This window comes from Vibrio sp. 2-2(8) (assembly GCF_963888495.1).
In the GTDB taxonomy this organism is placed as follows: domain Bacteria; phylum Pseudomonadota; class Gammaproteobacteria; order Enterobacterales; family Vibrionaceae; genus Vibrio; species Vibrio anguillarum.
In genome coordinates this window covers 345022-369360 of record NZ_CAWPJM010000022.1, presented here as the reverse complement: position 1 = coordinate 369360, position 24339 = coordinate 345022, and the positions used below count along the sequence as shown (strand labels likewise).

The 24339-nt window shown below is 45.1% G+C and carries 20 protein-coding genes; 12 read left to right on the top strand and 8 right to left on the bottom strand.

All coding sequences use genetic code 11. The features are described 5' to 3' along the window. The first annotated feature begins 200 nt into the window (after positions 1-200). The gene (gene udp / locus AACV12_RS08070) at positions 201-959 is read left to right on the top strand and encodes a uridine phosphorylase (RefSeq protein WP_010320675.1); all 759 of its coding nucleotides are present in this window, start codon (positions 201-203) and stop codon (positions 957-959) included. A gap of 127 nt (positions 960-1086) precedes the next feature. On the opposite strand, the gene AACV12_RS08065 is transcribed toward udp, so the two are convergent. Together AACV12_RS08065 and metG are read right to left on the bottom strand one after the other, a co-directional pair. Further along, positions 1087-1899 carry a hypothetical protein gene (locus tag AACV12_RS08065; protein ID WP_013857254.1) on the bottom strand — a complete coding sequence of 271 codons (813 nt, stop codon included), beginning with the start codon at positions 1897-1899 and terminating at the stop codon, positions 1087-1089. 216 nt (positions 1900-2115) lie between these two features. Next, on the bottom strand, positions 2116-4182 hold the full coding sequence (metG, locus tag AACV12_RS08060; RefSeq protein WP_170900149.1) for a methionine--tRNA ligase: 2067 nt from the start codon (positions 4180-4182) through the stop codon (positions 2116-2118). Between the two features lie 155 nt (positions 4183-4337). Here metG and apbC point away from each other — a divergent pair, with 155 nt between their 5' ends. From apbC to AACV12_RS08045, 3 genes are all read left to right on the top strand, one after another. Continuing rightward, on the top strand, positions 4338-5414 hold the full coding sequence (apbC, locus tag AACV12_RS08055; RefSeq protein WP_170900148.1) for an iron-sulfur cluster carrier protein ApbC: 1077 nt from the start codon (positions 4338-4340) through the stop codon (positions 5412-5414). Between the two features lie 192 nt (positions 5415-5606). After that, on the top strand, positions 5607-6248 hold the full coding sequence (udk, locus tag AACV12_RS08050) for a uridine kinase (protein ID WP_010320672.1): 642 nt from the start codon (positions 5607-5609) through the stop codon (positions 6246-6248). Positions 6249-6329: 81 nt separating this feature from the next. After that, complete coding sequence (locus AACV12_RS08045) at positions 6330-8456, top strand: AsmA family protein (RefSeq protein ID WP_170900147.1); 2127 nt, start codon at positions 6330-6332, stop codon at positions 8454-8456. A gap of 61 nt (positions 8457-8517) precedes the next feature. On the opposite strand, the gene cobO is transcribed toward AACV12_RS08045, so the two are convergent. From cobO to AACV12_RS08020, 5 genes are all read right to left on the bottom strand, one after another. After that, positions 8518-9123 carry a cob(I)yrinic acid a,c-diamide adenosyltransferase gene (cobO, locus tag AACV12_RS08040; RefSeq protein WP_010320670.1) on the bottom strand — a complete coding sequence of 202 codons (606 nt, stop codon included), beginning with the start codon at positions 9121-9123 and terminating at the stop codon, positions 8518-8520. Between the two features lie 129 nt (positions 9124-9252). Further along, positions 9253-10527, bottom strand: a complete 1275-nt coding sequence (locus AACV12_RS08035) for an outer membrane protein transport protein (protein WP_170900146.1) — start codon at positions 10525-10527, stop codon at positions 9253-9255. Between the two features lie 301 nt (positions 10528-10828). Next, complete coding sequence (locus AACV12_RS08030; protein WP_164996762.1) at positions 10829-12100, bottom strand: outer membrane protein transport protein; 1272 nt, start codon at positions 12098-12100, stop codon at positions 10829-10831. A gap of 245 nt (positions 12101-12345) precedes the next feature. After that, positions 12346-13071, bottom strand: a complete 726-nt coding sequence (locus tag AACV12_RS08025; protein ID WP_017044335.1) for a DUF3379 domain-containing protein — start codon at positions 13069-13071, stop codon at positions 12346-12348. Further along, a complete protein-coding gene (locus tag AACV12_RS08020) occupies positions 13064-13612 on the bottom strand; it encodes a sigma-70 family RNA polymerase sigma factor (RefSeq protein ID WP_088717986.1) in 549 nt (182 codons plus the stop codon). Before AACV12_RS08020 ends, AACV12_RS08025 begins: the two co-directional genes overlap by 8 nt. Before the next feature lie 674 nt (positions 13613-14286). Here AACV12_RS08020 and fadI point away from each other — a divergent pair. The 3 genes from fadI (at position 14287) to AACV12_RS08005 (ending at position 18417) form a co-directional block, all read left to right on the top strand. Beyond that, the gene (gene fadI / locus AACV12_RS08015; protein WP_013857245.1) at positions 14287-15594 is read left to right on the top strand and encodes an acetyl-CoA C-acyltransferase FadI; all 1308 of its coding nucleotides are present in this window, start codon (positions 14287-14289) and stop codon (positions 15592-15594) included. After that, on the top strand, positions 15594-17717 hold the full coding sequence (gene fadJ / locus AACV12_RS08010) for a fatty acid oxidation complex subunit alpha FadJ (RefSeq protein ID WP_170900145.1): 2124 nt from the start codon (positions 15594-15596) through the stop codon (positions 17715-17717). Before fadI ends, fadJ begins: the two co-directional genes overlap by 1 nt. A 151-nt stretch (positions 17718-17868) precedes the next feature. Continuing rightward, positions 17869-18417, top strand: a complete 549-nt coding sequence (locus tag AACV12_RS08005; RefSeq protein WP_013857243.1) for an NAD(P)H nitroreductase — start codon at positions 17869-17871, stop codon at positions 18415-18417. A gap of 61 nt (positions 18418-18478) precedes the next feature. On the opposite strand, the gene AACV12_RS08000 is transcribed toward AACV12_RS08005, so the two are convergent. Continuing rightward, positions 18479-19354, bottom strand: a complete 876-nt coding sequence (locus AACV12_RS08000) for a LysR family transcriptional regulator (RefSeq protein ID WP_026027659.1) — start codon at positions 19352-19354, stop codon at positions 18479-18481. A 256-nt stretch (positions 19355-19610) separates the two neighbouring features. Between AACV12_RS08000 and AACV12_RS07995 the strand changes: the two genes are divergently transcribed. The 5 genes from AACV12_RS07995 (at position 19611) to dnaX (ending at position 24296) form a co-directional block, all read left to right on the top strand. Next, on the top strand, positions 19611-20729 hold the full coding sequence (locus tag AACV12_RS07995; protein ID WP_013857241.1) for a response regulator: 1119 nt from the start codon (positions 19611-19613) through the stop codon (positions 20727-20729). Between the two features lie 147 nt (positions 20730-20876). Next, on the top strand, positions 20877-21008 hold the full coding sequence (locus tag AACV12_RS07990; protein WP_010318659.1) for a hypothetical protein: 132 nt from the start codon (positions 20877-20879) through the stop codon (positions 21006-21008). 53 nt (positions 21009-21061) lie between these two features. Next, positions 21062-21427, top strand: a complete 366-nt coding sequence (locus AACV12_RS07985; RefSeq protein WP_017044101.1) for a YbaN family protein — start codon at positions 21062-21064, stop codon at positions 21425-21427. 157 nt (positions 21428-21584) lie between these two features. Next, positions 21585-22130, top strand: coding sequence for an adenine phosphoribosyltransferase (gene apt, locus AACV12_RS07980; protein WP_013857239.1), 546 nt, complete (start codon positions 21585-21587; stop codon positions 22128-22130). A 21-nt stretch (positions 22131-22151) separates the two neighbouring features. Beyond that, positions 22152-24296 carry a DNA polymerase III subunit gamma/tau gene (gene dnaX, locus AACV12_RS07975; RefSeq protein ID WP_170900144.1) on the top strand — a complete coding sequence of 715 codons (2145 nt, stop codon included), beginning with the start codon at positions 22152-22154 and terminating at the stop codon, positions 24294-24296. The last annotated feature ends 43 nt before the right edge of the window (positions 24297-24339 follow it).

The window sequence follows — 24339 nt, the reverse complement described above, 5'->3', positions numbered from 1 at the left end:
GAAATCATCTTTTAGGGTTGGGTGTTATTTCATCAATCTTGCTGTTTTTTGTGATGCAAACCGTTTTTATGAGAATGTGTTCGTTACATTGCGTCATTCATTGTGAATTTGATCACTCTTTGTTGGTGCGTGGTCCGCTAGAGTAGCTGCATACCCGATGTATATCTATGAGCTGAACAAGCCGCAATAAGGAGTCACTTATGTCTCAAGCCGTTTTCCATCTAGGTGTTACCGAAGCCGATCTGAATGGTGCTACTTTGGCCATTATCCCTGGGGATCCAGCCCGCGTACAAAAAATCGCTGAAGAGATGGAAAATCCAGTCTTTCTTGCTAGCCACCGTGAATACACTGTGTACCGCGCAGAGTTAGACGGTAAGCCAGTCGTTGTTTGTTCTACTGGTATCGGTGGCCCTTCTACGTCTATTGCGGTTGAAGAGCTTGCTCAACTTGGCGTTCGTACTTTCCTACGCGTAGGTACTACTGGTGCAATCCAACCTCATGTCAATGTGGGTGATATGATTGTCAGCACAGGTTCGGTTCGCCTTGACGGTGCAAGTTTGCACTTTGCGCCAATGGAATTCCCTGCTGTGGCTGATTTCGATGTCGCCACTGCAATGAAAGCGGCTGTAGTTGAAAGTGGTGCAACCGTGCACATGGGCGTTACCGCATCAAGTGATACCTTCTACCCAGGCCAAGAGCGTTATGACACCTTCACAGGTCGTGTTGTACGTCGTTTCCAAGGCTCAATGAAAGAGTGGCAAGATATGGGCGTATTGAACTTTGAGATGGAATCCGCCACTTTACTAACCATGTGTGCGAGCTCAGGTTTGAAAGCAGGTTGTGTGGCTGGTGTGATCATCAACCGTACTCAAAAAGAGATCCCAGATCACGCGACACTCAAAGAGACCGAGGCTCGTTCAATCAAAGTGGTTGTCGAAGCGGCGCGTAAAATGCTGTAATTGAGTTCTGAATTTACACTGATGTATCTATGTACACGGTGAGTGATTAGGCCACTTTTGAATAAAGTGGCCTTTTTACTTTCTAAATAATCACCAGTCAAACAGTCACCAGCTAAATAATTACTCACTAAGCAATCGCCAATTTAGGCAATGGAATGTACAAGCTCTCGGTTAAGTCGCTGAGCATCTGGTCGTAAACGTGAGAGATGCTGAGTGAAATATCCGAAGTGATTTGGTACATCGCGCCAGCTTCTATTTGAAAGGCAGGATGATCATGCAGTTCGCTCAGGCTATGTAGCGCGGCTGAGCAGCTTGGCGAAGCTACCGTTAAAGGGCTGATTAAGGCGAGTTGATTCATCCTACGCCTGACAACCTCACTATAATGCTGCAAGCGTATGCGGCCATCTTGAGTATCCATTTCATCAATGCTGATGCGTAACTGAGTTAGCGCGTCCATCGCATCAATGACCTGTTGCCAATTAATATGGTATTCATCGCTGAGATCTTCGCGGTTGGATTCCACCAACCAAGCCAGTATCACCTCATCCATTAAGAACATACAGTGACGAATTATTTTACCATGCATCATTTGGTTACGAGCCACAGAGCGCTCTGGCCACTCCTTCATGAGTGCTTTAAGCTTAATTTGTAGCACACGGTACATTGGTTTGTTATCAAAGTGTGCGATAGCAATTAAGTGATTACTTTTTTCGTATAGCGTATCTTGCAATTCATTCAACTCAGTGTCGCGTCTTTGACCAGAGGCTAGTGTTTGATGGGTAATGTTACGGTGCTGACGGCATAAAAACAGTAGCTGGCGAAGGTCGATCAGCAGTTGATATTTACGTTGTAATGTGGATTCACGCTGTTTTGCCAGATAAAACATCAGCCACAATATACCGATAGAGATAAGCATTGAGATAAAAACAAACATAACCAACTCCTTGTTAATGTTATACCAATCTAGAGTTAGCAGGGTTAATGCCAGTTTTTTATTTGTTTAAATTCAATTGTTTATGTATTTTTGCGTTGAAGTGATGCATCTTATTGGTGCATTTTGAACTAAAAGTGTGAGCTGGATCGATTTTGAGCAGTATGGTGATAAAAAATCCCCAACACAGAGTGTGTTGGGGATGCTATCGTGAAGATTGATGTATTACAGGATGCGCATGCCAGCTTGAGCACCTTCATGTGGCTCAAGAATCCATAGCTCGCTGCCACCAGGGCCTGCGGCTAAGATCATGCCTTCTGACATACCAAACTTCATTTTACGCGGTTTGAGGTTCGCTACCATGACAGTGTACTTGCCTACTAACTCTTCGGGTGAATAAGCAGCTTTAATACCTGAAAACACTTGGCGAGTTTCGCCACCAATATCTAATTGGAATTTGAGCAATTTGTCCGCTTTTGGCACCGCTTCGCAAGCGATGATCTTAGCGACGCGTAAGTCCACTTTAGCAAAATCATCAAATTCAATTTCAGCTGCAATAGGGTCTTTACTTAGCTCAGTTTCAACTGTGGTTGGTTGCGCGCTCTCAATCGCAGCTTTTTCTGCTGCCGCTTCTTCTTTAGACGCTTCAATCATCGCTTCAACGTGTTTCGGATCAATGCGATTAAACAGCGCTTTGAATGGCGTGAGCGTATGGCTTGTTAATGGTGTTTGTACGCCTTCCCAAGTGAGTCCTTGGTTTAAGAATGCTTCGGTGCGCGCCGCTAGTGCTGGCATTACAGGTTTTAAGTAAGTCATTAACACGCGGAATAGGTTGATACCCACTGAGCAAATGTCTTGTAGCTCTTGCTCTTGACCTTCTTGTTTAGCCACAACCCAAGGCGCTTTTTCATCCACGTATTGGTTCGCTTTGTCCGCCAATGCAGTGATTTCACGAATGGCACGGTTAAATTCTCGGCTTTCGTAAAGATCAGCAATGCGATCCGCTGCTGCGGCAAATTCTGCGTACAGCTCTGGCTCGGCAAAGGTTGCAGACAACTGATTTTCAAAACGTTTGGTGATGAAGCCCGCATTACGCGATGCCAGGTTGACGATTTTATTGACCACATCGGCGTTCACTCGTTGGGTGAAATCCTCAAGGTTTAAATCAAGATCGTCGATGCGGCTATTGAGTTTTGCGGCGTAGTAGTAGCGTAAGCATTCTGGGTCTAGGTGGTTTAAGTAAGTGCTTGCTTTGACAAACGTACCTTTAGACTTCGACATCTTCGCGCCATTGACTGTGACATAACCGTGCACGAAGACGTTATTAGGCTTACGGAAACCACTGCCATCAAGCATCGCTGGCCAGAATAAGCTGTGGAAGTAAACAATATCTTTACCGATGAAATGGTACAGTTCGGTTTTACTGTCTTTATTCCAGTATTCGTCAAAGTCTAAGTCATCGCGTTTGTTACATAGGTTTTTAAATGAACCCATGTAGCCGATAGGCGCGTCTAACCACACGTAGAAGAATTTGTTCTTTTCGCCGGGGATTTCAAAGCCAAAGTATGGCGCATCACGTGAAATATCCCACTGTTGCAGGCCGCCTTCGAACCACTCTTGCATTTTATTGGCGGTTTCTGTTTGTAGCGAGCCAGAGCGAGTCCACTCTTTGAGCATGCTTTCAAATTGAGGAAGGTCAAAGAAGAAATGCTCAGAATCTTTCATTACTGGCGTCGCGCCAGAAACGGCCGATTTCGGGTTGATAAGCTCTGTTGGGCTATAGGTTTCGCCACACGCATCGCAGTTATCACCGTATTGATCTTCTGACTTACATTTTGGGCAAGTGCCTTTCACGAAGCGATCAGGCAAGAACATCTCTTTTTCTGGGTCAAACAGCTGAGAAATGGTGCGGCTTGAAATGAAGCCATTTTTTTTCAGCTCAAGATAAATGTGAGAAGCCAGTTCGCGGTTCTCTTCGCTGTGAGTGCTGTGATAATTGTCAAAGCTGATATCAAAACCTGCAAAATCTTTTTGGTGCTCTTCACTTACTGCGGCGATCATCTCTTCAGGTGTAATACCCATCTGTTGTGCTTTAAGCATAATTGGCGTGCCGTGAGCATCGTCTGCACAGATGAAGTTTACAGTGTTGCCGCGTAGGCGTTGGTAACGAACCCAAATGTCAGCTTGGATATGCTCAAGCATATGACCAAGGTGGATCGAACCGTTAGCGTACGGAAGGGCACAAGTTACCAGCAGTTTCCTTGAAGAAACGTTTCTTGGGTCAGTCGCCATACTTAATATTCGCTTTTTTGATAGGTATGAAAAATAGAGACCAATACTACCTTATGCAGCGAGCGACTCCAAGGCGTGAGCCTAAGGAATCCCGCAACTTTTTTGGGGTTCAGTCTGACAATAGAGAGTGATAGCATGAGCAAAAAGGAGAAGCTATGCAGCCGTTCACATCTAAACAAGATTTTTGCGATTGGTTAAACCAATTTGAACACCCTCATCTTATTGCGGGGTGGGCAAACCAACCGCATTGGGTTTCGGTTACAACAGCGGGACGTTTGACGGTTCATATTCCATTTGCCGCTAAAAATCTGCTGGATGAGCTTTCCGAATGGGTCATCTCCAAGCAGCAAACCGATGCGCTTGCTCCATTCAGTGTTGAGATAATCATTGCGCCGAAAGCGCTAGCGACGACGGTCGCTCATAGTGTTAATGGTGTTAAAAATATTATTGCGGTGACTTCAGCCAAAGGGGGCGTCGGCAAATCAACCACCGCCGTCAATCTTGCTCTAGCCATTGCTCAATCTGGGGCGAAAGTTGGCTTGTTGGATGCGGATATTTATGGCCCTTCAGTGCCAATGATGCTTGGCAAGCAAGAAGCAAAGCCAGATGTGCGTGATAATAAGTGGATGCAGCCAGTTGAGGCATTTGGCATTTTCAGTCATTCGATTGGCTATCTGGTTGATAAATCTGAAGCGGCGATTTGGCGCGGGCCGATGGCATCGAAAGCACTGGCGCAACTGCTCAATGAAACCGAGTGGCCAGATGTGGATTATCTGGTCATCGACATGCCACCGGGGACAGGTGATATTCAACTCACCTTGTCACAACAAGTTCCGGTAACGGGCGCGGTGATCGTCACCACTCCGCAAGATCTGGCACTAGCGGATGCGCGCAAAGGGGCGGCCATGTTCGAAAAAGTCGACGTTCCGGTTATCGGGCTTATTGAAAATATGAGCTATCACATCTGCAGTCATTGTGGAGAGAAAGAGCATATCTTTGGTGTCGGTGGCGCGCAGAAACTGGCCAGTGAATATGGGTTGGCGCTGCTTGCACAAATTCCTCTGCACATTGCCCTGCGTGAAGACATCGACCAAGGTCGTCCTACCGTGGTTGCTCAACCAGAAAGTGAGCATACACAGCGTTACCTTCAACTAGCGGAACGAGTCTGTTCAAGCCTATATTGGCAAGGAAAGCCTAAGCCAGATGCAATCAGTTTTACATTGGTAGACTAGTGTTGGTCCACAGTGCTGTGAAAGTAGCACTGTGGTGATCTCTTCTGAAATACGACGAAAACGTTTGCTTGGTAGTTTGTTATTCAAACCTCTTCCAAAGTCTAAATCGAGACTGGTATCAGGTGGTTGAAGTCCCTATAATCGGGCAGTTTATCTATTTTCATCACCAAACCATCACCGGGTGCAAAAATAATGTCTGAGAATAATCAATGCGTCATCGTAGGTATTGCTGGCGCTTCAGCTTCTGGAAAAAGCCTGATTGCGAGCACGATTTATAACGAACTTCGTGCCAAAGTAGGCGACCACCAAATTGGTGTGATTACGGAAGATTGCTATTACAACGACCAAAGCCATCTCAGTATGGAAGAGCGCGTTAAGACAAACTACGACCACCCGAATGCACTTGACCATGATCTACTTTGCCAACATTTAGAACAATTAACCCGTGGCGAAGCGGTTGAAGTGCCAGAGTACAGCTACACTGAGCATACTCGCACCGCGAATACAACGCTATTAACACCCAAGAAAGTGATTATTTTAGAAGGTATTTTACTGCTAACAGACCCACGTTTACGTGACTTAATGCATGCGACCGTATTTATGGACACTCCGCTTGATATCTGTTTATTACGCCGAGTGAAGCGTGATGTAGAAGAGCGTGGCCGCACCATGGATTCGGTATTGAAGCAATACCAAAAAACGGTTCGCCCTATGTTTATGCAGTTTATCGAACCGTCAAAACAGTACGCGGACATTATCGTTCCTCGTGGCGGTAAAAACCGTATCGCCATTGATGTATTAAAAGCCCACATCGCGAAATTGTTGAAATCTTAACTTTTGTGGTCTTTATTTTTAAGCAGACAAGTGGCACTTTAGGTGCCACTTTCTTTTTCTAATTAAGCAAGGAAAAAGCTGATGAAAAAACTGTTTCTTTTCATTGCCATTATTATCGGTGCGTTAATCGCTGCCGCGCTCGCACTTGTCCTGTTGGTCAATCCTAACCAATTTAAGCCCTTGATTGTAGAACAAGCCAAACAGAAAACGGGGTTGGACTTAGTCATTGAAGGAGATATCAGTTGGAGTTTCTTCCCTTCGCTTGGCTTTGAGCTGGGCAAAACTGAACTCAGAAATCCACAAGGTTTCAGCGCTCCAAACCTGTTTAAAGTCGATCAAGTTGGTATTGAAATTTCGGTGATGCCATTGCTGGATAAGCAACTGGAAATTGGCAACATCCGCCTAAATGGTGCTGAGTTCCATCTTGAAACCCTTAAAGATGGCCGTTCAAACTTAGATAGCTTAACTCAAGCCGCGACTCAACCAGCCGCCTCTTCCGCCGTAAACGAAACAAAACCAGCACAAGAAGAGACAAGCAGCGTCAATGCGAGCAACCCTGTTCAAGAGTGGACGATTAACTTAGCGGGCGTTAGCGTCGAAAACGCATTACTGGAAATACAAGACCGTAAAGCCGGTACACATACCAAGCTGTATGACGTGGCGGTCAATCTTTCAGAGTTTGCGGTGGACAAATGGACGTCAGCGACTTTTGCCGCCAAAGGTAAAAATAACCAACAAAGCTTTGCCGCAGAAGGGCGAGCTGAATTCAAATTAGCCGCCGGTTTCAAGGATTATGCGGTGAAGAACGTTGTGCTTGATGCGAGCTTTAGTGACCCATCAAACCAGATTGATTCTGCGAAGATTGAATTAGCCACGTTCGAGTTTGGTAAGAAGAATGCGCTGTCATTCAGCGTGAAAGGAAAGGTAGCGGATTTAAAACTTGATGCGAAGGGGAGTGCGCAACTGACTCTCGATAAAGCCATGAGCTTGGTGAAGATTGATACGCTGGTGCTGGATACCAATCTAGAAGGAACCAGTTTGCCACAAAGCCCAATGCAGATCGGTTTAACTTCGAACATTCGTTTTGATCTCTCTAAAAACCAACTGGATGTCTTACTCAGTAAATTAACCGCAAATGCATTAGAATTTGATGGTGATGTCAAAGTGACGTTGGCTGAGATCCCTAAAATCCGCTTCAATATGCATAGCCCAAATATCGATTTGGATGAATTTTTAGGGCTTGCGAATCCAGCAACGGCAAGCAGTGCCGTGAGTGAAAGTAAGGCATCGTCAGGCTCAACGTCAGCTGCACCTGCTACGGTGAGTGCTGAAGTTGAACCGGATCTCAGTGCATTAAAAACGTTGGATGTGCAAGGCAAGGTCACCATAGACAAGTTCAAAGCTAATAATGCTCGATTACAGAATGTGCAAACCAGCTTTAGCGTCGATCGTGGAATCGTGAATTTAACCTCATTCAGTGCCAACCTTTACCAAGGTACTATTCAGGCGACCGCTCAACTGGATGCAACCAAAGTACCTGCCACTTATAGCGCTAAAAAAAGCGTTAAGGGAGTACAGGTGCTGCCGCTATTAAAAGATGTACTCAATAATGAGATGTTACAAGGTACGGGTAACATTGATGTGGATGTAAAGGGCCGCAGTTTGACGCCAACGGGCATTCAACAAAACCTTGTCGGAACCGTGAACATCAACTTTGCCGATGGTGCAGTCAATGGTATTAACGTTGCTCACCTTATCCGTAGCAATTACGCCAAAATTAAAGGTAAGAAAGTTGATGACGACCCAGTGAAGAAAACCGATTTTAGCGCCATGACCGCTACGCTGAAATTGAACAAAGGGGAAGTCACCACCAATAACCTCGCCATGCAATCACCACTGTTGCGTATTCGTGGTGAGGGTAAAGCGAATTATCTGCAACAAACGGTTGATTTTTTGGTGAGCACTTCTGTGGTGGGAACGCTAGAGGGGCAAGGTGGCAAAGACATTGATGAGTTGCGAGACGTTACGATTCCTATCAACATCTCAGGGCAATGGAGCGATCCTAAATTCAAATTGGTTTTTGATGATGTGTTAAGACAAAAAGCGGAAAAAGAAATTGACCGTGGCTTGGAAAAGCTCGGCGTTGAGATAAAAGACGAGAAAACTAAGAAAGCGGTTGATGGCTTATTAAAAAGTCTTTTTAAGTAATTTACTGGGTTGATTTCATTATGATTGATCAAGCCTCCTCGATTTAGAGGAGGCTTTTTTATCACCAGTCGATGCCTTTTCGTGCTTTGATGCCCGACTCAAAGGCGTGTTTCACATTTTTGACTTCCGACACCGTATCGGCGATTTCAATCAAGCTGCGGTGTGCTCCTCGGCCCGTGATCACCACCGACTGCATTGCTGGCCGTGTTGTTAAGGCTTCAATCACTTCGTCTAATTCGATATAGCCATAGCTCACCATGTAGGTCAGCTCATCAAACAACACCACATCAATCGACTCATCTTTAAGCATGCGTTTGCATTCTTGCCAAACCCCTTGCGCCGCTGCGGTATCGGCTTCTTTGTTTTGCGTTTCCCAAGTAAAGCCCGTCGCCATGACTTGAAATTCGACGCCCAGTTTTTCAAGCAGATTACGTTCACCGTTTTCCCAGGTTCCTTTAATGAACTGAGCTACCGAACATTTCAAACCGTGGCCGACAGCGCGCGCAATGGTGCCAAAACCTGAGGTGGATTTCCCTTTACCATTGCCGGTAATGATCAATAACAACCCTTTCTCTTGCTGAGCCGCGGCAATTCGTGCATCGACTTGCTCTTTTACTTTCTGTTGTCTCGCTTTATGGCGTTCATTTTTAATTTCTTCAGTCGACATGCTCAATCCTGTTCATTAATAGCGTTGCCGCTATCATAGCTCAACTACTCGGCAGCAAAAACCATCGAAATTACAAGGAATAAAAAAGCCAGAGCAGTGCTCTGGCCTCTGGGAGTATCTCTAATGAGTTTAGAAGCGGTAATTGGCTTGTGCGCCGATAAGCCAAACATTACCTGCCGTGGTGCCAGAAAATTGGCCTCCAACGGCTTGCGCTGCATCATCTGAAGCATAACCACGAGATTCCACAATGTTGGCATCTTTGGCAAAAATGTAAGTAAAGCCAGTGTCTACGGTGAATTGCTCCGTGAAGGCATACTCCGCACCAACGCTTAACCAAGTTCGATCAGTTTCAGGGATGGTAATGGTACGGTTTTTATCGTTAACTGCCGCCATATCGTAAGCAATGCCTGTACGCAGTGCTAATTTTGCATCGACTTGGTAAGTCGCACCCAGAGCAAAACGGTAATTGTCTTCCCAGTTTTCTTCTTTAACCATCACCGAGCCAAGAGTGTTTAAATCCGCTTCAAGCTTTTCGAAACTGCTCCAATCGGTCCAGTTAATACTGGCATGTAGTGCCAGCTGTTCATTTAGTTGGTGGTAGCTAGCCAGTTCAGCGGTGGCAGGCATAGTGAGCATCATTGAACCTGTATCATTCACCACCTTGCCCGATTCTTTCGAAAATATATTCGCTGTGCCAGTAAGCTTTAGGTCAACTTCGGATTTATAAGTAAAGCCAATGCGATTGCTATCATTGATCTGCCATGCCGTACCCACTTGCCAACCCCAAGCTTTATCTTCACCTTCCATGTACTTTAGTGTTGTACCTTGTGGAAGAGGCTTAGTTTGAGCCGGAGAGGTCGCACCGAAATGGCCTTCTCCAATCACATAACGAATGCCACCGCCAACGGTAACCGCATCAGTGAGTTGGTAGCCGATGTTGGCATTGACTTCCATTGTTTTAACCATCGCTTGATTACCAAAGTGGCTCGCGCTGAAATTACGGTCAAGTTCGGTCTCCATGCCATAGTTAGTACCGAGTGCTAAACCTAGTACCATTTTATCGTTCACTTGATGTGAGAGGTAAAAATTGGGGATGACGGCATCATTTGCGAAGTCATTTGAGCTTGCTTCTAATGCGCCGTTGATTTTTCCATTCACATCAACATTCGGATTAACGTAAATTGCACCAACAGAAATTTGCGTACCTTTCAAATAAGTCAGCATGGCAGGGTTACGCCATTGTGCACTGGCGTTATCAGCCATAGCCGCTTCACCGGCGTAAGCACGCCCAAGGCCCGTTGCAGAGTATTCTGCCAATTGGAAACCGGCGGCTTGAGATGCGTTTGATACGCTGAATAGTCCACATACCACTGCAAGTGAAAGAAGAGTTTTATTTGATTTCATTATAATGTTCGCTGAAATATTTGAATTCGGTGTGGGGATTTTAAGGTTAGAGCTAATGCTTTAAAAATATAAAGCAGTGAATTTGTTGTTTTTGAAATTAAAATCCATTAAAGGTTTAATTATAAGCGTAATACTCTGCTTGTTATGAAAGTGTTTCTGATTTTTGGCGAACACTTGTAGTGTGGTTTAAGACCCAAAAGGTACAGTTGTTAGCTGAATTAGGCGAGGAGATGATATTACAAGCATTAAAAAGGGCTGGAAAACCAGCCCTTTATTGACGCTATGCTAATAAACGTTGCGCTTAGAAGCTGCGGCTATATTGTAAGCCGACTAGGATTGCATCTGCGTGAGTCGTTGCCGTCAAAACAGTACCAGCCGAATTCTCAGTCACTTGCACATCCTTACCAAGTAGGTAAGTGAAACCAAAGTCTACATTAGATCGCTCATCAACTTCGTAAGTAAAACCAGCAGAGAGCCATTGGCGATCTGAGTCTGGCACTGAGACTGAAGTTAAAGAATCTTGTGCGCTGGTGTCATACATATAACCAGCACGTAAAGTCCAATCGCTGTTTAGGTAGTAAGTTCCACCTATCGCATAGTGCCAACCGTCTTGCCATTTATACTCTTTACCATAAACGCCGCCGCCAGCTAAAATAGAGGCGATAGGTGATTGTGAAGAGTCTAGGTTCTTAAAGTCGATTTGGTCAAATGCACTCCAGCCAATCCATTGCACACTATAATGGACTGCAAACTGTGTATCCTTGATTTTATGAAAACCAGAGAATTCTGCTATATCAGGTAGTGGAAGAACGATTTTTTGTCCGTAATCATCTTTGGCTTCAAATTCAGGGCTGTAGTGATATGCGAAGCCAAATCGATTATTTTCATCTAATTCATATACCGTACCTAAATTAAACCCGACCGCCCAGCCATCGGCCTTATCAACATTTAGCAAAGCTGTTCCTGCCGGAATGGTAGTTTGGAATTTCTGTGATAACCCAGCTGCTAAGGTTGCACTAGCATAACGCTGCATCGTACCTTGACCATAAATCAAGTCTAAGCCTGCCCCAAAGCTAAGTTGCTCATTTACTCGGTATGAGCCTGCGAGTCCAAAGTTAAAGCTTTTAACGTCCGTTAAACCACCATATTCTGATGCTGGATAAGAATCTGAAAACTCTGTTTTTGTGCCAAAATTTGTATAAGCGTTAACGCCCCAAGCAAATTGGTCATTGACTGGAACTATTAGGTGAATGTTAGGGGCAATAGATGTTCCGCCTACATCATCAACGTCAGAAATTGATACACCGTTGTATTTAGCATCTTTGACATCAATCATCGTTGTGATGGATTCAAAGCCCAAAGAGAGTGAGGTCTCGTCAAACAGTGCCATTGCGGCAGGGTTACGAGCCATCACCGATGCGTTATCGGCAATAACAGCATCACCAGCAAATGCACGACCTAGGCCAGTCGCAGATTGTGCATTGAGCTGAAAGCCCGCTGCCAGTGCTTGTTGTGAAGCGAGAGCTACCGTTACGGCAAGTAACGATTTTTTAAACAGACGCGTCTTGTTCATGGTGCTTTTCCTTTTTGATTTCATCGCCTCTAATGGACGTTGTTTTTGAGCAAATGCTCAATTGGTGGCTGATACTAGAGGCAAGTATAGAAGATAGAAATCCGACCATTGTCTAATTGAATGATAAAATTGCAGAAATGATGTCTATTTGGCAGGAAAAAGGCGGAAAATGCTTGTTTATAGAGTTTAAGCTCTATTTTTGTCTAGGGAACCTGGCCCGCATTATATACAGGCCAGGAATGGTTTTAATGGGAAGGTTTTAGCATAGGCATTAGTTTTTTAGCGATGTTCGTGACATCTTCGCCATTTTCACCGACAAGGATCAGGCTAGCATCACCGACGGGTTCGATGATTCCTGCCATGCCTTGCTCATTAAAGTTCACGGCTTGTTCACTGGCAATGCCTGTGAAAAAGAGCGTCACTTTCCCGCTTTCACCTTGAAAAACCATGTGCAGAGCGTTTGCCTTGCCAAAACCACAGTGGTTTAGGTAATAAACGTGGTAAGGGAAGTTACTGCTTAACTGATAAGCGAATGGCAGCATTTTGGCGTTGATCTGCGTTGAATTCACTTGTTCATCCAGTTGGTTGACAAAGCCTTCTTCATCAATGACGTGTTTGATGGCGGTGTCCATTAGGCTTGCCTGCGCCGGTGGAATGAGCACATTTCGCCAATTGATTTGGCCAACCAATAAACCAAACACAAAAGCAATCGATGCAGCCAATGTCATCGCTTGCTTGGCAAAAGTAGGTCGGATGACATTGCTTGCCATTGTGGTTTGACTAAATAGAATACGGTCTGCGAGATCGTCAGGCACGTCTACATTCATTGCAGTAGCAATCGTTGCATCTAAGCTCAATATGTCCTCTAGGAACTGACGATTAGTATCACTAGTGGATGCCGCTTGGATAATCTCTTGGTCATGCTGTTTTGGATCGGACATAACTCGGCGGCGAAATTCTAATTCATCCATTTTGCTGCCCCTTATACGCTTCTGATGAATCCAATTGTTCTTTTAATTGATTACGAGCTCGAAACAGACGAGTCATGACCGTGTTCTTATTGAGTTCGAGGATCTCGCCAATTTCATCACCACTAAAACCACCAATGACTTGTAGGAAAAGAGGTTCGCGGTATTCAATATCCAGCTTCATTATCTGTGCCTGCAACCACTCTTGTTGATGATGAGGATCATCGTTGACTTTTACGTCACCGCTGTAGTCATCAATATCGACCAACTCAAACTGCTTGCGCTCAAAGCGGCGCGCGTTCTCGCGACGAAGAATAGTTATAAGCCACGATTTGGCCGCTTTCTCGTCGAGCAAACTATCGAGAGATTTCCAAGCCCTCAAGCAGGTTTCTTGGACTAAATCTTCAGCAATGCTTTTATCTTTACATAGCCAATAGGCATAACGAAAAAGATCTCGGTGATAAGCACGCACAAGCGTTTCATATTTTCTCTGTCTGTCAATATTACTATTGACCGGGCTGCTGGACTTTTTCTTTCCAAACATGGTTATTATCGACACATGAGTCTCCGTTTGCTCTGTGATTTCTTCTTTGTTTAGGCCATTTTATGGTCGTCTTGCGATGAACGCTTCGCGTATTCGTTCGCTTTCGATCCGTTCAAGTTGTTCGGTAACATCAATTCAAGCGTCGACGGCTTTTTAATTTCATAGTATGGAATAAATCAATATAAAATTGATCTACTTCAAAATCTCATAGCACGAAGTGGCTATAGTACACCTTGTCATCTCGTTAGTCATTGCGACTAACATGTTGAGCAAGATGACACTTCCTTTTGAAGGCTGACTTTACTTTCTCCTAATCAGGAAACTGATTATTTCAATTGGCGTAAGTTAATTGCTTTATATATTCCGACCACACATTATTGTGTGGTTTTTTTTTGCTTATATACCCTTCCTACTTGAAGCCGCAGCGGTGTTGGCTACGTTCGTTCGTTTGCCTATGCTTATTGGGACTCACTCACTTGCCGCCTACCTGCAACTCCAAGTTGTTTGGGTATAACTCCATTATTCATTTAAAGATTAAGTGATTATCCATCTCCTTTACCTACATTACTTTCTTCGATTCGATGCGAATATCACGTTTATTTAAACACTTGTTTGATTGTTTTAACAACCTCGTTACAATGTGCCAGGTCAGACCTCTATTCTAAGGAGAAACAATGGGCAAACAGGAAGTCAAAACGCGCTCTGGTGAGCGTGTGGCTATCGTCGCGGGGTTGCGTACCCCTTTTGCGCGTCAAAGTACCGAATTTAGTCAAGTTCCTGCAGTCGATTTAGGCAAGATGGTGGTGAGTGAACTGCTTGCGCGAACGGAACTCGATCCTAAATTGATCGAACAACTCGTCTTTGGACAAGTCGTGCAAATGCCTGAGGCACCAAACATCGCGCGTGAGATCGTTTTAGGGACAGGAATGAACATCCATACCGATGCGTACAGCGTCACACGAGCGTGCGCTACCAGTTTTCAGGCGGCGGTGAATGTGGCTGAAAGCATAATGGCTGGCACGATTGATATTGGTATGGCTGGTGGTGCCGATTCGTCTTCCGTTTTGCCGATTGGAGTGTCTAAAAAATTAGCCGCTAGCTTACTCGCTTTAAGTAAAACCAAAACCGTTGCTCAGAAACTCAGCATCTTAAAATCATTATCTTTTAAAGATTTAATGCCAGTCCCCCCCGCGGTCGCTGAATATTCAACGGGCCTTTCGATGGGGCAAACGGCTGAGCAGATGGCAAAATCTCATCACATAAGCCGACTGGATCAAGATGCTTTGGCACATCGTTCTCACTCTTTAGCTTCACAAGCTTGGAAAGAGGGCAAAATCCAAGGCGAAGTCATGACGGCATTCCCAGAGCCCTATAAAAAGTGGATCGCTGAAGATAACAATATTCGTCATGACTCGACTCTGGAAGGTTATGCCAAGTTACGTCCAGCGTTTGATAGGCAATATGGTAGCGTGACGGCCGCCAACAGCACACCACTCACCGATGGCGCTGCCGCTATTCTATTAATGCGTGAAGGCCGTGCTAAAGAGCTTGGTTTGGAGATTATGGGTTATATCCGTTCTTACGCTTTTTCAGCGATTGGTGTTGAACACGATATGTTAATGGGGCCGTCTTATGCGACACCGTTAGCCTTACAACGTGCAGGTATTGAGCTTTCCGATCTCACATTGATTGACATGCATGAAGCGTTTGCCGCGCAAACTCTCTCTAATATGAAAATGTTCGCCAGTGATAAGTTTGCACAGGAACATCTTGGTCGAGCAAAAGCGATTGGCGAAATTGATATGGATAAATTTAATGTGCTAGGTGGTTCTATTGCGTATGGTCACCCTTTTGCGGCGACGGGTGCACGCATGATTACACAAACACTGCGTGAACTAAAACGACGTGGTGGTGGTTTAGGGCTGAATACCGCTTGTGCAGCGGGTGGTTTGGGCGCGGCAATGATTTTGGAGGTTGAATAATGAGCACAGAGAAAGCTTTTCATTTAACGATTGATGAACAAAATATTGCGTGGCTGGCGATTGATGTTCCCGGCGAAAAAATGAATACGCTACAAGCGGCGTTTGCCCAAGAGATGCAAGAGGTTTTTGCGACCTTGGAGGCTCAAAAAACCAGCCTAAAGGGGATGGTGATTCACTCGCTTAAGCCAGATAATTTCATTGCTGGAGCGGATGTCCGTATGCTGAACGCTTGCCAATCGGCCAGCGAAGCACAAGCATTGGCCAAGCAAGGTCAGGAGATGTTTCAAACCTTATCGGATTTGCCATTCCCAGTGGTTGCCGCGATTCATGGCCCATGCTTAGGTGGTGGTTTAGAGCTGGCGCTGGCTTGTCACTACCGGGTGTGCAGCGACGCGGACATCACGCGTTTGGGTTTGCCCGAAGTGCAATTAGGCTTGCTGCCAGGCTCCGGTGGAACGCAGCGGTTGCCGCGTTTGATTGGTTTGTTACCTTCTCTCGACTTGATTTTGACGGGTAAACAGCTGCGCGCAAAAAAAGCAAAACAGCTGGGTGTTATTGATGCTTGCGTAGCAGAGACTATCTTGCTGGATGTGGCCAAGAATTATGTGCTCGATAATTCTGGGAAAAAACGTCATCAGGCCAATACGTCGGCCAAAGAGAAATTAATTTCTCATACGCAGCTTGGTCGCAAATTAATTTTTGATCAGGCCGCTAAAAAGACTAAGCAAAAAACACGAGGTAATTACCCAGCCGCAGACGCGATTTTAGAGGTGATCCGTCACGGTTTAGATCGTGGTTTTAAAGCCGGGTTAGAGCTTGAAGCGAAGCGATTTGGTGATTTGGTGATGAGCTCGGAATCCAAAGCACTGCGCTCGATTTTCTTTGCCACCACCGAAATGAAAAAAGAGACGGGCAGCGACGCAAAACCTCAAACCGTGAAACGTATCGGCGTATTGGGCGGTGGTTTAATGGGGGCAGGGATCAGCCATGTTAGCGTTGCAAAAGCCAAGGTTCCCGTACGAATCAAAGATGTTTCGAATGATGGGGTATTAAACGCGCTCAATTACAACTACAAATTATTCGATAAACAGCGCAAGCGTCGCATTTTATCCAAAGCGCAGATGCAGACAAAAATGGCGCAATTGTCTGGCGGGATTGATTTTACCAGTTATCAGCATATCGATGTTGTCATTGAAGCGGTATTTGAAGATCTCACGCTTAAGCAGCAAATGGTGGCTGATGTTGAAGCGAATGCCAAAACCAGCACCATTTTTGCGACGAATACTTCTTCGCTTCCAATCCAGAAAATTGCAGCGAAGGCGGCGCGTCCAGAGAATGTGATTGGGTTGCACTATTTCAGTCCTGTTGAAAAAATGCCTCTGGTGGAAGTGATCCCTCATCAAACCACATCGCAAGAGACGATAGCCACAGTGGTGGCTTTGGCGAAAAAACAAGGCAAAACGCCGATTGTGGTCAAAGATTGCGCTGGTTTTTATGTTAACCGTATCCTTGCACCTTACATGAATGAAGCGGCGCAGATCCTGATGGCGGGTGAGTCGATTGAAAAGATAGATACGGCTTTACTCGATTTCGGTTTCCCAGTCGGCCCTATCACGTTATTGGACGAAGTGGGCATTGATGTTGGTTCGAAAATCATGCCAATTCTAGTGCAAGAACTCGGCCCACGTTTTCAAGGACCAGACGTATTTGATTTGCTGCTCAATGACAATCGCAAAGGGCGTAAAAGTAGTAAGGGATTCTATACCTATAAAGGTAAGAAAAAAGAAATCGACAAATCTATCTATAAATTGCTGAAAATAACGCCAGATGCCAAACAGAGTGATAAGGAGATCGCGCTGCGTTGCGTGCTACTTATGCTGAATGAAGCCGTACGTTGTTTGGATGAGGGCGTAATTCGTTGTGCGCGAGATGGCGATATTGGTGCGATTTTCGGTATCGGTTTCCCGCCGTTTTTGGGCGGCCCATTCCGTTACATAGACCAAATTGGTATCAAGAAATTAGTGGAAATGATGAATCAACATGCTGAGAAGTATGGCGATAAATTCGCTCCTTGTGATGGGCTACTGACTCGAGCTGGGGTTGAAGCACGTTTTTATCCGTAGTCATCTCGGCTGTTTTCATCCATATGTTTGCTTAAATTAGGCGAGGGAATATCCTCGCTTTTTTTCATTTATAGACAATGAGGTCATCTCTTTATGCGAGTTATTCTCAATTTGGTATAAGATTATGGAAAATCATCAATAAGGAATCGAAATGGATGCACTAGAGTTGCTGCTTAACCGTCGTTCAATCGCCAATCTCACATCGCCTGCACCTGAAGGCCTGGTCTTGGAAAATATTATTAGAGCAGGCTTGCGAGCGCCCGATCATGGCGGTTTAACCCCTTGGCGTTTCGTGATTGCTCAGGGAGCGGGTTTGCAAAAGTTGTCGGGCATTTTGGCGTCTGCTGTGCGAGCGGATAACGGCAGTGATGCAGAGATAGAAAAAGCGAAAAATGCACCGTTTCGAGCACCCATGGTAATCACAGTGATCGCGAAAGTTACGGAGCATGAAAAGGTGCCAGCGATTGAACAACATCTCTCTGCGGGATGCGCAGTACAAGCGATGCAAATGGCTGCGGTAGCACAAGGTTTTCAAGGTTTCTGGCGTTCGGGAAGCTGGATGTTCCACTCTCACGTTCGGCAAGCATTAGGTGCTAAGGGCGATGATCAAATCGTTGGTTTCTTATACCTAGGAACTGCAGGGTGCACGCCAATGAAAGTGCCTGAACGTGATTTGAGTAAATTTATTGAGTTTCTATAGCGAGTTTATTGACTATCTGCCGCTGCGATAACTCATGGCCCAGCAATGCTGGGCCTAAAATCTAGTGGATGTGATAGGCAATCACAAAATCAATAAATAGCCTGACTTTTTCAGGTAGATGATCCTTGTGGTTGTACAGCATATAAATATCACGAGGGTTGGAAACCCAGTCTTCCAGTACTCTGACTAAGCTGCCTTCTTCGATAAATTCTTTAATCATCACGTCTGGCATTAAGGTGATACCCAGCCCCTCAGAGCAAGCGCTGCGCACTACGTTTAAAGCGTTGGCCTGAAAACGACCAGTATCACAATTGACCACGCATTCCCCTTTATTGTTGGTCAACTGCCATTTTACTAGAGGATATCCCTTCAATAATGAATGATTACTGAGCTCTTCGGCATGGGTTGGTGCTGGGTGTTTTGCTAAATACCCTGGGCTTGCGACTAACACATCTTTCACTTCATTAATTTTTCGCGCAATCAAACTGGAGTCTCGTTGAGGGCCAACTCTAAAAATGACATCCCATTCGGTTGGGTCGAGTTGATCGGCCTGATTGCTGGTGGTCAGTTCTATGTTGATATCTGGGTACTGCATCATGAAGGCATTGAAGATAGGCATCATCATGCGTTTCGTGACATTAGATGGTGACGATATTCTTAGTTTGCCTGAAGCGCCACGACATTCATCGGTGAGCTCTTCTGCTGTTGCAGCTAAGCGATGCAGCAACGGTGAGCACTCTTGAAAAAAACGTTCACCCGCTTCAGTCAGCGAAAGTTTTCGAGCATGGCGATTCAACAACCTAAGATTCAGAGAATCTTCCAATGCTTGAATGCGTCGGGTAATGGTCGCAACGGGGATCATTGTTTTACGAGAAGTTGCGGTATAGCTTCCATTTTCGACAACCAGTCGAAAGAGGTTTAGGTCATCTAATTTCATTGTTCCTGACACATTATTTTTCGAATTTGAGTAATTTATACGTATATCATTTGTCAAATCTTGAGTCATATCAACTTGTTTGACGAAAGTAACATTCCGTACAATCCATACATAGCCCATATATATAGTATGCAACCGAGTTACAAAGTGGAACATTTGTATAAATCTTATTTTGCGACTACTTTATAAAGTAACCTATCAATTTATCCTATAACAATAAAATGACTGCTTTTTAAAAGCATTGTGAGGCAGGATTATGTATAAATCTCACATTCAGGCTAGTGAGTTCTTGGCGAAAAAACCTTCAGATAATCAGCATGTCGAGCAAAAACTGATCATGCTCGTTGATGATGACCCAATTTTTAGGCGAATAACCAGTGGTTATTTGTCGGCTCAAGGCTATAAAGTGCTTGAAGCTGAAAATGGCTTAGAGGGGTTGCGCAAGTTAAAAGATGCGGAGCCTGACCTTGTTGTGTGTGACTTAGCAATGCCAGTACTGAACGGTATTGAGTTTGTTGAAGAGGTGAGCCTTGAGTATCCCTCGCTGCCACTGATTGTGGTCTCTGCAACTGATGAAATGGCTGATGTTGCAAAAGTGCTGCGATTTGGTGTTAAGGATTTTCTTCCTAAACCGATTGGTAACCACCAGTATTTAAGCAGTGCAATAGAAAGTACGCTCGAAGATACGTTCAGTCGTTTATCTGATCAGCGCGATTTTTCGACGCAGTGGTTCCGGGTTGACGATGGTGGTGATATTCCAGAAGAGCAAGAGTTGCATTGGCATCTGGAGTATTTACGAGAAAACCCCAGTACTGCGAAAGATTTGCTGCACGCGTTATTACCAGAAAAGGATACTTCACAAGGCAGTTGGAAGTGTAGTTACCGTCTTTTACAATCGGCGGATGTGATGCCGCTGGTATTTGACTATGCGTGGTTGATGAACGGGCAGTTTGCCTTTTACTTGGTCGATTCAGATGCCCATTATGAAAATAGTGTGGCTTCAACATTGCTCGTTCGTGCTCTGTTTCACGATTATCTTCGCAACTTAAAAAGCTTCAGTGCCGATTTGAAAGACCTTGCTGACATACTGGAAAAAGGTATTGAATGCTCAGAGTGTGCTAATCCAATCAACGCGGTATTCGGTATTGCGGATTTAAGCGAAGGTACACTCTCTATCCTGCCAGCTGGGCTCGACAGTCAATGGTCAAATGGCTACTTAACTCAACATATTGCCGCGGGTGTTAGCCTTGGGCAGAACTGTTTAAAAAACTTTATCACTAAAGATTTACCGATCAACTCAACTTGTCAGCTATCAACTAATCGCTTAGGTGCGAGTAGTTTCAAACTCAATATTTACCAAGGTGGCAGCAGCTAATAACCTTATCTTTAGTCGGTGTTTGCGGTGATTTGTTTGAGGTATAGTTCGCGTCTAGAACAACAATCACCCAATTCGTTTACGTTACATTAACTTTGTTTATGGTGCCAAAAACGAACGGAGTCATCCAACACTAGAGAAGTTATTATGGAAGAGCAGAATTTTAAAGAACCTTACAACATTTTTTATTTTTTAGGCTTTATTGCCGTACTTTCGATCCCTACATTGCCAGCAATACTGACTTGGATCCGTGTGTTTAATGGTTATTCAACTTTCTGAGTTGGATAGTACGTTGGGAGTTCACCATCAATATTCGTCATTTTCTTCTTACGGTGGCTGGTGGGCTCTGCCTTCTGTTAGGCGTGATAGGCATATTCTTACCGCTACTCCCCACAACACCTTTCATACTCCTTGCTAGCGCTTGCTTCTTACGAAGTAGCCCTCGTTTTCATGCTTGGTTGCATCAACATCAGACGCTAGGCCCAATACTGGATAATTGGCAGCAACATGGCGCTGTTTCGCGGCAAGTGAAACAACGGGGATGTTTGTGGATTATTCTAAGCTTTATTTTTTCCATCTGGGTTGTCCCGCACTTTTGGCTCAAAATTATGTTGTTTACTATGCTTGTGGTCCTGATCACTTGGTTTATTCGACTTCCCACTCATGAGCAGGTTGCTAACCAACAAGAAAATCACTAGCATTATGGGGAAGTGTGCCCATTCTTCGAATGGGCGTTTGTTTTTTCAGCGGCTAAGATATTGTGGCTTATCTATGTTGCTGAGAGCTCACGCTCTATCATTCTGATACGTAAATGTATCGTGAGAAATGAAGAGCCAATCTAAGTAAATGTAAGTTATGACAACCGAAACTATCTCTTTGATCAAATCGAGCATTCAAAGCATCCCTAACTACCCAAAACCTGGCATTTTGTTTCGTGATGTAACTAGCCTGCTAGAGGATGCAAAAGCCTATCAAGCAACCATTGCTTTATTAGTCGAAAAATATAAAGACATGGGCTTTACCAAAGTTGTGGGTACAGAAGCGCGTGGTTTCCTATTTGGTGCGCCATTGGCTTTAGAGCTTGGTTTGGGGTTTGTACCTGTACGTAAGCCGGGTAAGTTACCACGCGAAACGTTAGCTCAATCTTACGAATTGGAATACGGTACTGACACATTAGAAATTCACGTTGATGCGATCAAACAAGGTGATAAAGTGCTGGTGGTGGATGATCTACTGGCAACGGGTGGTACGATTGAAGCGACGACTAAATTGATCCGCCAGCTTGGTGGTGAAGTTGAGCACGCGGCTTTTGTCATCAACCTGCCTGAAATTGGCGGAGACAAACGTTTACAAGGTTTGGGCCTGAACGTTTATAGTATTTGTGAATTTGAAGGTCACTAAGCTAATCAACTGGACGTACTCATGAGTTATCTTGCCTTAGCGCGAAAATGGCGACCAACAAAATTTAATGAGGTGGTGGGACAAGCACATGTCTTAACTGCACTAGAAAATGCGTTGGCCCAAAATAGATTGCACCATGCGTATTTATTCAGCGGTACACGTGGTGTCGGCAAGACGACGATTGGTCGCTTGTTTGCCAAGGGGTTAAACTGTGAAACAGGTATTACGGCCACACCTTGTGGCCAATGTGACACTTGCCGAGAGATTGACCAAGGCCGTTTTGTTGATCTTTTAGAAATAGATGCGGCATCACGAACCAAAGTCGAAGATACGCGCGAATTACTTGATAACGTGCAATACAAGCCTGCTCGCGGTCGCTTCAAGGTGTACTTAATCGATGAAGTACACATGCTGTCGCGCCACAGTTTTAACGCTTTGCTTAAAACGTTGGAAGAGCCGCCTGAGTATGTGAAATTCTTGCTCGCTACGACAGATCCGCAAAAGCTGCCGGTTACGATTTTATCGCGCTGCTTACAGTTTCATCTTAAGCCGATCAGTGTTGAAAATATCCACGATCAGCTTGAGCATGTTTTAGCGGCAGAGCAGATCCCTTGTGAAACGAGAGCATTAAGAATGATCGCTCATGCTGCCGATGGCAGTATGCGTGATGCACTTAGCTTAACTGATCAAGCGATAGCACTAGGTAATAACCAGGTGATGGCCGATGTAGTCGCCCCAATGCTTGGCACGCTAGACACAGATCAAGCACTCCATTTACTGCAAGCCATTAGCAGTAAACAGCCTCAAACGGCGATGGATAGCGTTGCACATTTAGCACAAAATGGTGTGGATTGGGATGGATTACTACAACAACTCTCGGCGCAGTTACACCGTATTGCGATGTATCAAGCGTTGCCAGCAACACTGGACAAAACCCAACCCGATGCAGAGAAGGTACAACTGCTTAGCAAAGCGCTGAGCCCACAAGATGTGCAGCTCTATTATCAAATTGCTTTAAAAGGACGTGAAGATTTAGCACTCTCGCCAACCGCTCGAACGGGGCTGGAAATGATTGTGCTGCGTATGATGGCGTTTCGTCCTGCTTCTGTATCGTTGGTGAATACGTTCAGTACTGAAGTGAGTTCAGATGTCGCAGTGCCAAGCCACGGCACTCCTTCACTACAACCCGCATCAGCGGCAACGCCTCTAACTGAACCTAAGCAAACGTCGGCGGCTCCCGTATCGGACAGTCAGGTTAATGAGCCACAAAGGCATGAGGATACTCAGCCTGATTATGGCATCGTTCAAGATTACGATAACCGCTATGCGGATATGAATGATGACATGTCCAGTGCAATGGAATATGCCCCAGAATCGTATGAGCCTGCACCAGTTCCTCAACCATCGGCACCTTCTTCAGCTCCACGTCCCTCACCGATTGCAGGGCTGCGACACCAGTTGCGTTCACAGCGCCAAGGGGTTGCTCTGCCAGCAAAAGGAGTGAATGAAACAAAGAGCAACGGGACAAAAAAGCCTAATGCGGCATCGACTAAATCTGAATCTGTGCTTGAGCGTGTTGCCTCGCATGGAAAATCAGCTCGAGTGTCGCCTTTGTCAACATCCGCTCCTGAAGCTGTCCCAACTTTGGACAACGAGCCTTATCAGTGGCGTCCAACGCTGCAACCTGTGGTGGTTGAACAACAAAAAACAGAGCTGACACCGACACAAATTAAGCAAGCGCTAGAACATATTAAAACGCCAGAGATGGCAGAAAAGTTACTTGCAGAATCGATAGAACAAGATGAGTGGGCAGCTCTGATCCACCAGCTCGATATTGCCAAGTTAGTGGAACAATTAGCACTTAATTCTGTCTACCACAAATCGGGCTCATCAATTGAGCTAGTGCTGCGGCCAAGTCAGGCCCATCTTAATACCGATAAAGCACAAAGCGAGTTGTTAGAAGCGCTCAATGAGACATTAGCTGAAGAGTGCCACCTTAGCGTGACAATTGGTGAGCAAGGTGAGACGCCATTGGAGCTTAGAGAGCGTCTTTACCAACTCAAATTAGAGCAAGCATTGAATAGCTTGGAGGCCGACCCTCACGTAATGTTCTTCAAGCGACGTTTTGATGCGGAACTGGATCGTGACAGTGTGCGGCCGATTTAATCAATTAAGCGAGTGTGGGGTTGAATCTATATGTTATGACCCC